The organism is Aeromonas sp. 601027 (genome assembly GCF_049174455.1).
In the GTDB taxonomy this organism is placed as follows: domain Bacteria; phylum Pseudomonadota; class Gammaproteobacteria; order Enterobacterales; family Aeromonadaceae; genus Aeromonas; species Aeromonas veronii_A.
Map to the genome: position 1 here is coordinate 1 of NZ_JAAKTN010000033.1, position 830 is coordinate 830.

At 42.9% G+C, this 830-nt stretch carries 1 protein-coding gene; it reads right to left on the bottom strand.

Features of this window, described 5'->3' with window-relative positions; all coding sequences use genetic code 11:
* Positions 1-223: 223 nt before the first annotated feature.
* Positions 224-830: DUF1120 domain-containing protein (locus G5193_RS21700; RefSeq protein ID WP_421207336.1), on the bottom strand; the 607-nt coding region annotated here is incomplete at its 5' end.

Here is an 830-nt window from a genome sequence, read left to right on the forward strand (position 1 = left end):
TTAGCTCCTGATAACACGAGCCATTACGCATTACCATTTTTACTCGGTAATAAATTGCCTACTCAAGCAGTTCGACAATCGTCTCTCTTTTCCTGTCAAGCCACTCTCGGTGAACGGTTACGGTGAGAGAGTGTAAAATTACAAATAAAATAACTTTACCCCCCAAAGAAAACTTGGCGCATTAATCACAAAAAAATCCCTTTCTTTGTGATCTGCAATTTAATTAGAGGTAATTGAACACAAATGTTGCGTTGCCATCAATATTTTCAACATCTGAGATTCCATTTAAATTACTCTTGTCAATCTTCCACCAAGGATATACATCCACCACAGCTTCCATAATAGGCTGGGGGTCATACGAGCTCGAGGATGCGTGGGCAAATGATTTCACTGCACTCATATTCGTGAACCATGAATCTTTTCCCCCTGGAATCGCCCATTCTCCAGAAGACCTCTGATATACAGCTACTAAATCATTGTCTGTGCCGTTGCTGGAACCACTTACAAGGGCCTGTGAATGCCGCCAGACACCAATATTAATTCCAGTACTTGTTTTTCCTAAGCCTCCATGTCCAGTCGTTCCATCAGAACTATCTGAGCGATTATCTATTATATAATAGGTTAATGTGGTCGGTGCTGAACACACAATACTAAGCCTTATAGGCACATTACGAGTGTAATTACTGGGAAGTTCATCAACCTTTTTGTCTCCAATGTTGAATACACCACCATTAGCAAGGGTTGGCACACAAGCCCCCTGGGTCACAGAGCCTTGAACCTGGAGGGTTGCAGATGGGCCAGCTGCAAATGCTGATGAACTAGCGGCCATC